Here is a 7,956-nt window from a genome sequence, read left to right as displayed (position 1 = left end):
GCCCCCTGCTTCACCAAACCGCTGCGACGGTCCGGCGGAGAAGGTCTTTCACCTCCACTCGATCGTGTGGTACTTCGTGGCGCACTCCTCTGACAGTAGATCTTGACCGTTCTTGACTGGTGTTCTCCTGATTGGCCCGTGCGTGCTGGGCGTGTGCACCGGGCCCGGCAGCGGCATCGTGCGTAGCGTTGCGGTGATGAACGAGGCGACGTGGTGAACCCCGAAGAAGGCTCGGCTCCCTCACCGGGTGAAGGGGACGCGCCGGGGCTTCGGCTGGATCTTAACGAGCTGCTGGAGGGCATCGCCCAGCAGTTGCGTGCTCTGGCCAGGGCGAAGGAGCGCTTGCAGGGTTTGCTGTCGGCGGTGCTGGCGATCGGGGGGGACCTGGATCTTCCGGCGGTGCTGCACCGAATCGTCACCACCGCCATGGATCTGGTCGGCGCGCGCTACGGTGCGCTCGGCGTCCTCGCCCCCTCTGGTGACCATCTGGAGCAGTTCATCACCGCCGGCCTCTCGGACGAGGAGCGCGTGGGCCTCGCCGGAATCGACTTGCCCCACGGGCGCGGCGTCCTCGGCCACCTGATCCACCATCCCGAGCCCCTGCGTGTGGACGACATCTCTTCCCACCCCGCCTCGGTCGGCTTCCCGCCCGGCCACCCGCCCATGCGCACTCTGCTCGGTGTGGCGATCACCGCCCGCGGTGAGACCTGCGGCGACCTCTACCTGTCCGAGCGGCGTGACGGGCGGCCGTTCGATCAGGACGACGAGGAGGTCGTACGCGCTCTCGCCGGAGCCGCCGGTATCGCGATCGAGAACGCCCGCTTGTTCGGCTACATGCGCGACAGCGCCGAGCAGTTCCAGCGGCTGCTGCTGCCGAGGCTGCCGGACCTCGCGCCGTTCTCCGGGGCGGCGGTCTACCGCGCCGCAGGACGAGTACGCGCACGGCCGCCGCCTGGGTTTCATCACCGACGCCGACCACCGATCGGTCGAGCAAGCGCATGAGCGCGCCCTCGGCCTCCTCCAGGACCGGGCAGGTCCGTTCGCCGAGCCGTGGTCGACCTGGGCGCCGGATCCGGCCTGGCCGTTTCCCGTCCTGCCCGACGGCGCTGACCGGGCGGCGCTGTAAGGTCACGGGACGCACCACCAGCACCACCGCACCGACCCCGACCCCGAAGGCGCCCACGGCCTGGCCGACGGCGACGGGACACTGTGGGACCAGACGGTCCAAGCGCTCGCGGCCGCCGGCATCGACATCGTCCAGGCCGGGAACGGCCGCCCCGGCGCGGTTCTGCAACCCGGACCGCGCGGCCTCGGCGTCGCGGTCCGCTGGCAGTCCACCGACCAGCGCCCGCTGCCCGGCGGCGTCCTCACCGTCAACGCCTGCCGCGGCGAGCTGCCCACCGCCCGCCAGATCCAGAACCTGGTCCTCGAAGCCCATCTCACCGACGCCGGGCGCCGGACCGCCCGGCCGTGTCGCGCCTGAACGGGCGAGCGGGTGACCGGCCCACCCCGCTCGGCGTATCGGTGACTTCATCCGGCGGCCGGAGGGGAAACTCACCGGGCCGGCCAGCGGTTTGGTGAGCTTCCCGAGCCGTCGGCTACTGGAGCAGGCTGACGTGGCCCATCGCGAGCAGTACGGCGACACCGTACGGATGATGGAGCTGTTCTGGGATGAGAGCCTGGACGGCGCCCACTGTGCTGGGGAATTGACCTGTCGCAGTGGGCGCCGGGGATTACGTGGTCAGTTGATGCAGCCGGGGACGGGGTTGGGGCTCGGCGTGCAGTTGGTGGGGCTGTTGACCGCGATTGCGGAGAAGGCGTTCGTGACGGTGCCGGCGTTGTACACGCCGCCCGGTGCGGTGGCCGAGGTGTTCCTGATGATGCGACTGAGTTTGAGGTTGACGGTAGAGCCGACACCGTTGTAGATGCCGCCGGCTCGGTCTCCGGCGTTGTTGATACTTAGAATATAAAGGGCAATCCACTCACTTCAAACGCCCTCTCAGCCCGCGCGCAGGGCCGTCATGGGCGAGACCGCCGCTGAACGCAGGGCCGGGATCACAGACGCGCCCAGCACGAGGGCCAGGGCCCCCACCAACGTCACCGTCAACTGCCCGTACGGGATCGTGGGGCTGCTGAGACCGGGCAGCGCACCGAGCATCATCCGGCCGTAGAGCGAGCCCAGCGTGACGCCGAGGACGGCCGCGTACAAGCCGAGCAGTCCGGCTTCCCAAGCCATCACGGAGCGCAGGCGTGAGCCGCGCATACCCACCGCTCGCAGGACACCGTTCTCTCTTTCGCGTTCCATCGAGGACAGGGTCAGGGTGATCGCCACGCCTACGAGCGATACCAGCACGGTGATGCCGACCAGCCCCAGTGCCGTGATCCGCAGCTGACTGATCAACTGTCGCAGAGAGGCCCGGTCTTCGCCCGGATAGGACAGGTGGAGCGAAGCGTTCAACGGCAGCGCTCTGTCCAACGGAGCGCGCAGCGACAGCGGGTTGTCTCGGTGGACGGCGGTGATGTACAAGGACCGTACAGGGGCGCTAGGCGCCAGTTCGGCGAAGTCCCCCGGCAGGACGGCGACACCGCCCAGCATGTAGGCGTCGTCCGGATGGATCAGGGCCACTTCGGCGCTGGACTGCCCGCCGCCGGACACGCGCAGCGAGATCCGGTCGCCGGGACGGACCCCCAGCGACTGCGCCACGGACGTGGAGATGGCTGCCTGGCCACGCCGCAGGTCTCCGCCGTGGGAGTCACGTTGGCTGTCGGCGAGCAGTGCGGGGATCGCGGCAGGATCGAGGCCTCGGATCTCCGTCTCCCGGTAGCGGCCGTTGCCGCCGAGGGCGACGCCGTCCACCCGGGTGACGGGCACCACCGCGTCGGTCTCGGGCTGTGCCGCCACCGCCTTCACCACGGCAGGGGTGAGCGCCGACGGGCCGGTGCGCGACGCGTCGAGCACGACGTCGACCGGGTCGCGCTCCCGTAGCCGCCGGTCCGTGCCCTTCTCCACCGAAGCCAGTGTCACGAGCACCGCGGCGACCATGGTGAAGCCCAGGGTGAGGACCGTCGCGCAGGCCGCGGTCCGGCGCGCGGCACGGCCCAGGTTGCGCACCGCCAGAGCACCGTCCAGCCCCGCGACCGCCCGCACGGGCTGTTGAAGGGCGAGTGTCGCGCGGCGCAGCAGTGCGGGCCCGAGCGCGAGGAGGCAACCGAACAGAGCGACCGCGGAGGCGACTGAGCCGCCCGCCGCCACGGCACCGCCCGCGCCGCCGAGCCCGGCGAGGGCGATGAGCAGGAGCGCGCAGCCCAGGCAGAGCGCTCCGATCAGCGCGCGCGTGCGGCCGATGCGGTCCGGTGCGTGGCGGGTGGCCGCCACGGACAGGGCGGCGACCGGTGCGACGCGCGCTGCGGCTCTCGCTGCCGGCATCGCCGCGACCAGGGCGGCCAGCACGGAAACGAGCACGCCTGCGGACAGTGAGGGTGCCGAGATCGCGGGGTCGGGCAGAGCTGTGATTCCGGTGATCGCGAAGGCGCAGCAGATCGCCGCGGCCGTTCCGACCGCACCGGCGATCAGCCCGGAACCCGCGGCCTGTAGCAGCACGGACCGCATGACCTGCCCCGGCCGGGCGCCCACGCAGCGCAGCAGGGCCAGCCGTGTCTGGTCCCGCACGAGCAGCACCCGATACGTCGTGGAGACGATCAGGGTTCCGGCGAGCAGGGCCACTACGACGAAGATCGTGAGCAGGGTGGACACGGTGGTGACCCACTTGGGTCCGCTCTCCGCGCGCAGTTTGGACGCGGTGCGTACGGAGAAGCCTCTGCCCAGCTCGGCCTGGACCGTGGACGCCACGTCGGCAGCGGGGCGGTCCGGGACGCGGAGCAGCGTCTGCTGCCAGCCGTCGGTGCCCAGCCACGAGCGGGCGTTGGTGGGCGTGGTGAGCACGGCGGTTCCCATGGCCGAGGGGGCCTGGACGACGCCCGAGACCTTCACGGTCACCGTTCGGGCAGGAGCGTCCTGGGAGGTCGCCGAGCCGACGCCGGCCTGCGGAACGAGTGTGATCCGGCTGCCGACTCCCATGCCTGGCAGGTCGGCCAGCATCCGGGTGAGCACGACCTCACCGGGCCCGTCCGGAAGCGTGCCCTGCAACGGGCGGATGACGGACTGCGGCCCCGTGAGCGCCGTGCCGATCAGCGGGTAGGGGTCACGGCCCGCGCCTTTCAGAAGCACGCTGCCGGTGGCCACGGGTTGGACCTCGGCCACTCCCGGTACGTTCTTGAGTTCCTCGACCCTTTTGTCGTCGAGCGGCTGGGTGCCGTCCGTGCCGACCACCACGGCCGTGCCCGCGGCGACCGGCGAGAGGTCGTCGGCCAACTGCCGCTTCAGGGTGTCGGTGAAGACGATCGAACCGGCCAGGAAGAAAGCCGTCACCATCAGTGTGCAGCCGGTGAGCAGCAGCCGTGACGGCCTGGCCGCGATCTGCCGTATCGCCGCCTTGGTCAGCCCCGATGCCCTCAACGCCCTCACCGCTTCCCCGGGTGCTGGAGCGCGTCGAGTACGGACTCGGGGGTGGGTCCGTCGACCCTGCCGCTGATGCGACCGTCCAGCAGCAGCACGACGCGGTCGGAATAGGAGGCCGCCACCGGGTCGTGCGTGACCATCACCACCGTCTGCCCGAACTCGCGGGTGGAGTAGCGCAGGAACTCCAATACGTGCCGGCCGGAGCCGGCGTCTAGATTGCCGGTGGGCTCGTCCGCGAAGACGACTGCGGGACGGGCCGCCAGCGCGCGAGCGATACCGATGCGCTGCTGCTGTCCGCCGGACAACTCCGAGGGGCGGCGCGAGAGTTGATCACCGATCTGAAGGGTGTTCACGAGCGTGTCCAGCCAGTCCTGGTCGGGGCGGCGGCCTGCTATCTCCAGCGGTAGCAGAATGTTCTCGGAGCCGTTCAACTCTGGTAGCAGGTGGTACTGCTGGAAGACGAAGCCGATGCGGTCGCGACGCAGGTCCGTGCGCTGTCGTTCGGACAGTGCGGTGATCTCGGTGTCCTCCAGGGTGATCGTGCCGGAGGACGGACGGTCCAGGCCGGCAAGGCAGTGCATCAGGGTGGACTTCCCGGATCCGGAAGGTCCCATGACGGCCAGGAAGCTTCCCTTGTCGATCTCCAGGTCGACTCCGCGCAGTGCTTGGACGCCGACTGCCGCGGTGGTGCCGGGCTTTTCCGCCCCGTACACCTTGGTGACGCCGGTCGCGCGGACCGCCGTGCGAGCGGCCACGCTCGTCGAAGTCATCGGATCAGTCCTTCAGGTGGATGGAGCACGACAGGGTGCCCTCGGCGTTGGGCTTGTTCTGCTCGTCCTTGAGCTCGCCGTCGACGTAGATACGGCAGACGGTGCCGGGTTTCGCGTTCTTGACGCCCAGATCGTTGAAGCCGAAGCCGACGTTCTGGGCCTTGTTCCAGGGCAGCTTCTGATTGAGCGCCGTCTTCCCGTTGGTGTCACCGGAGAAGGCGTAGCCGACGTCGGCGCTGCCGGGACCTGTCACCTCCAGCTTCACGTCCCAGCTGTGGCCGAACACACCGCAGCCGCTGAGCGACACGGCTGCCACAACCACGGATCCGGCCGCCAACAGGGACCTGACATGCGTACGGAACGCGGGGAACTTCACAGCAACTCCTGGTGACGGGAGGATCTTTTGCCTGGACACGCACCATTGTGGGGAGCGGCCGACGGGTCGCGATGCCGTCGAAAGACGGTATTCGGTCTGGCGGCATCGGCCGAAAGTACGTATTGGCCTGCTCCGTTCCAAGGGCCGGCGAACGGGCGTCTAAACTCATCGCCATGCCCCGCTCTCTCCCGCTTCCCTCCTCCGGGACGGTCGCCGCATTGTGTCTGAGCGCGTTGCTCGTGCTGCTCGACGCATCCGTGGTGAGCTTCAGCTACGTCGGGCTGGCGGTGGTCGCCAGCGGGGTCATGGCGCTGGGCGCCGCCGCCGCGCAGTTGCGGCTGTACCGGTTCGGACGGCAGTGGACGGCAGGCGCGCTGTGCGTCGTCGTGGCGACCGTCTCGTTGCTGACCACGTCCCTGGTGAAGGGCACCGTGCTCCAGCGCACCCCCGGGTGGGCCGAACTCCTCGGGCTTCTGGTGCTGTTGTGCCTTTCCTGCCGGTATGGACGACCTGTGCCGCTCATGTTGTCGGTGGTCCCGCTCTTCGTGGCGGTCGTACGGATCGAGGGCCGCGCTCCAACGCTGTCGGATCTGCCGGTGCTCAATGACATCGACGGCCTGTTCACCCTGCTGCCGGTGGGTTTCGTGCTGCTGGGCGGCTACCTGCGAGCCGAGGACGGCAGGCGCAGGACCGCCGCGGAGAACGTACGCCAGGCAGAACGCCTGGACCTCGCCCGCGACTTGCACGATCACGTGGCCCACTACGTCACGGCCATGGTCGTCCAGGCCCAGGCTGGTGAACCCACCGCGGAACGTGACCCGGCCACGGCACGCAAGCTGTTCGCCAACATCGAGCGGACCGGCCAGGAAGGGCTGGTGGCGATGAGCCGCATGGTCCGACTCCTGCGCAAAGCGGACGGAGCCGTGGCGGAGGCACCCGTCACCCCCGCCATGACGAGGATCGAGGAGCTCGTCCACCAGTTCAGCGGCACCGGCCAGCACGCCTGGCTGGACATAGCCGACGACGTGGACGGTACCGTCTGGTCGCCACAACTCGCCAAGTCCGTGGAACGACTGGTCCAGGAGGGCCTGACCAACATCCGCAAGCACGCCCGCACCGCGACCACCGTGCATGTCAAGCTGGGAACCGACGGAGACCGACTGGTCGTCCGCGTACGTGACAACGCGAGCGGTCAGCAACGCGGCCGGGTCTGGTTCCGACCCAGCGGTTTCGGCATGGTCGGCCTGTCGGAGCGGGTGGTCGAGCTGGGCGGTGAGCTCAGCAGCGGCCCCATGCCGGAGGGCGGCTGGGAGCTGGCTGCGTCGATACCCATGAAGTGAGGGAGTGGGGACCCGTAGTGAGCGTCTCTGTGGTGATCGCCGACGATCAAGAGATGGTGCGGATGGGCTTCCGCCTCATCCTGGAGGGGCAAGACGACATCTCCGTGATCGGGGAGGCCTCCGACGGCGCGGAGGCGGTCGAGGCAGTTCACCGGCTGCGGCCGGACGTCTGCTTGATGGACATCCGCATGCCGAAACTGGACGGCCTGGAGGCGACCAGGCGCCTGCGCCAGGCACAGGGAGCCGCGACGGACGGTACAAAGATCGTCATCGTGACGACGTTCGACATGGACGAGTACGTCTACGGAGCGCTCCGCGCCGGTGCCAGTGGCTTCGTGGTCAAGAACTCCGGCCCCCGGCTGCTGATCGAATCAGTGCATGCCGCTGTCAAAGGTGACTCCCTCATCTCGCCGTCCGTCACCGTTCGGCTCCTGGAACACCTGAGCAAACCGTCACGCGCTGAGACCGCGGCCGCCGCCGCACGACGGCTCACTCCCCAGGAACTCAAGGTCGTGAGCCGGGTCGCCCGCGGGCACACGAACAACGAGATCGCCGCACAGCTGACTCTCTCGCTCAGCACCATCAAGAGCCACCTCAGCCGGGTCCAGGACAAACTACCGGCCCGCAACCGTGTGGAGATCGCAGCCTGGGCCTGGGAACACGGCGTCGTCCACTGAAGCCACCGCGGTCCTGAGCCCGTAGGACCTTGTTGGTCGATGTGACCTCAACTGTCTGCTGTGGTGCTCATGCCGCCAGTGTGAGGGCGAGTTGTTCGTAGTGGGAGACGTGGGTGGTGCCGAGCGGAGTTCCGGTCCATCAGGCGTCGAGGCAGTAGAGGTGTCGGCGGCGGTTGAACCTGTCGGGCTCGAAAAGTCATCGCTGCAGGTGACAGGGGTGGTACGGCCTGGGCTGGCACGATGTTCGCGTGGTCGTTTCGATGCTGTACAAGGT

General features: G+C 69.0%; 6 protein-coding genes and 1 pseudogene. 4 read left to right on the top strand and 3 right to left on the bottom strand.

Features of this window, described 5'->3' with window-relative positions:
• Positions 1–210 precede the first annotated feature (210 nt).
• Positions 211–927: pseudogene (locus ACH4E7_RS44935) on the top strand (GAF domain-containing protein); the annotation flags it as partial.
• A gap of 689 nt (positions 928–1,616) precedes the next feature.
• The gene (locus ACH4E7_RS44930; RefSeq protein WP_396255017.1) at positions 1,617–1,925 is read left to right on the top strand and encodes a hypothetical protein; all 309 of its coding nucleotides are present in this window, start codon (positions 1,617–1,619) and stop codon (positions 1,923–1,925) included.
• Positions 1,926–1,999: 74 nt separating this feature from the next.
• Here ACH4E7_RS44930 and ACH4E7_RS44925 read toward each other — a convergent pair whose 3' ends face one another.
• The 3 genes from ACH4E7_RS44925 to ACH4E7_RS44915 are packed head-to-tail and all read right to left on the bottom strand — an operon-like array spanning position 2,000 to position 5,605.
• Complete coding sequence (locus tag ACH4E7_RS44925; RefSeq protein ID WP_396255016.1) at positions 2,000–4,516, bottom strand: FtsX-like permease family protein; 2,517 nt, start codon at positions 4,514–4,516, stop codon at positions 2,000–2,002.
• 5 nt (positions 4,517–4,521) lie between these two features.
• On the bottom strand, positions 4,522–5,289 hold the full coding sequence (locus ACH4E7_RS44920; RefSeq protein WP_396255015.1) for an ABC transporter ATP-binding protein: 768 nt from the start codon (positions 5,287–5,289) through the stop codon (positions 4,522–4,524).
• A gap of 4 nt (positions 5,290–5,293) precedes the next feature.
• Positions 5,294–5,605, bottom strand: a complete 312-nt coding sequence (locus ACH4E7_RS44915) for a hypothetical protein (protein WP_396255014.1) — start codon at positions 5,603–5,605, stop codon at positions 5,294–5,296.
• Positions 5,606–5,838: 233 nt separating this feature from the next.
• On the opposite strand from ACH4E7_RS44915, the gene ACH4E7_RS44910 reads away from it, so the two are divergent.
• Together ACH4E7_RS44910 and ACH4E7_RS44905 are read left to right on the top strand one after the other, a co-directional pair.
• Positions 5,839–7,005: a sensor histidine kinase gene (locus ACH4E7_RS44910; RefSeq protein WP_396255013.1), complete on the top strand. Its 1,167-nt coding sequence runs from the start codon at positions 5,839–5,841 to the stop codon at positions 7,003–7,005.
• A 53-nt stretch (positions 7,006–7,058) separates the two neighbouring features.
• Positions 7,059–7,682, top strand: coding sequence for a response regulator (locus tag ACH4E7_RS44905; RefSeq protein ID WP_396255018.1), 624 nt, complete (start codon positions 7,059–7,061; stop codon positions 7,680–7,682).
• The last annotated feature ends 274 nt before the right edge of the window (positions 7,683–7,956 follow it).

This window comes from Kitasatospora sp. NPDC018058 (assembly GCF_044327205.1).
Classification (GTDB): domain Bacteria; phylum Actinomycetota; class Actinomycetes; order Streptomycetales; family Streptomycetaceae; genus Kitasatospora.
Note: the sequence above shows the minus strand (reverse complement) of the source record. Positions and strands in the feature narration are given on the sequence as shown.

Bases quoted from the DNA above. Each gene is read 5' to 3' on its own strand.
- ACH4E7_RS44920 (WP_396255015.1), bottom strand. From the start codon at position 5,289: ATGACTTCGACGAGCGTGGCCGCTCGCACGGCGGTCCGCGCGACCGGC.
- ACH4E7_RS44910 (WP_396255013.1), top strand. From the start codon at position 5,839: ATGCCCCGCTCTCTCCCGCTTCCCTCCTCCGGGACGGTCGCCGCATTG.
- ACH4E7_RS44905 (WP_396255018.1), top strand. From the start codon at position 7,059: ATGGTGCGGATGGGCTTCCGCCTCATCCTGGAGGGGCAAGACGACATC.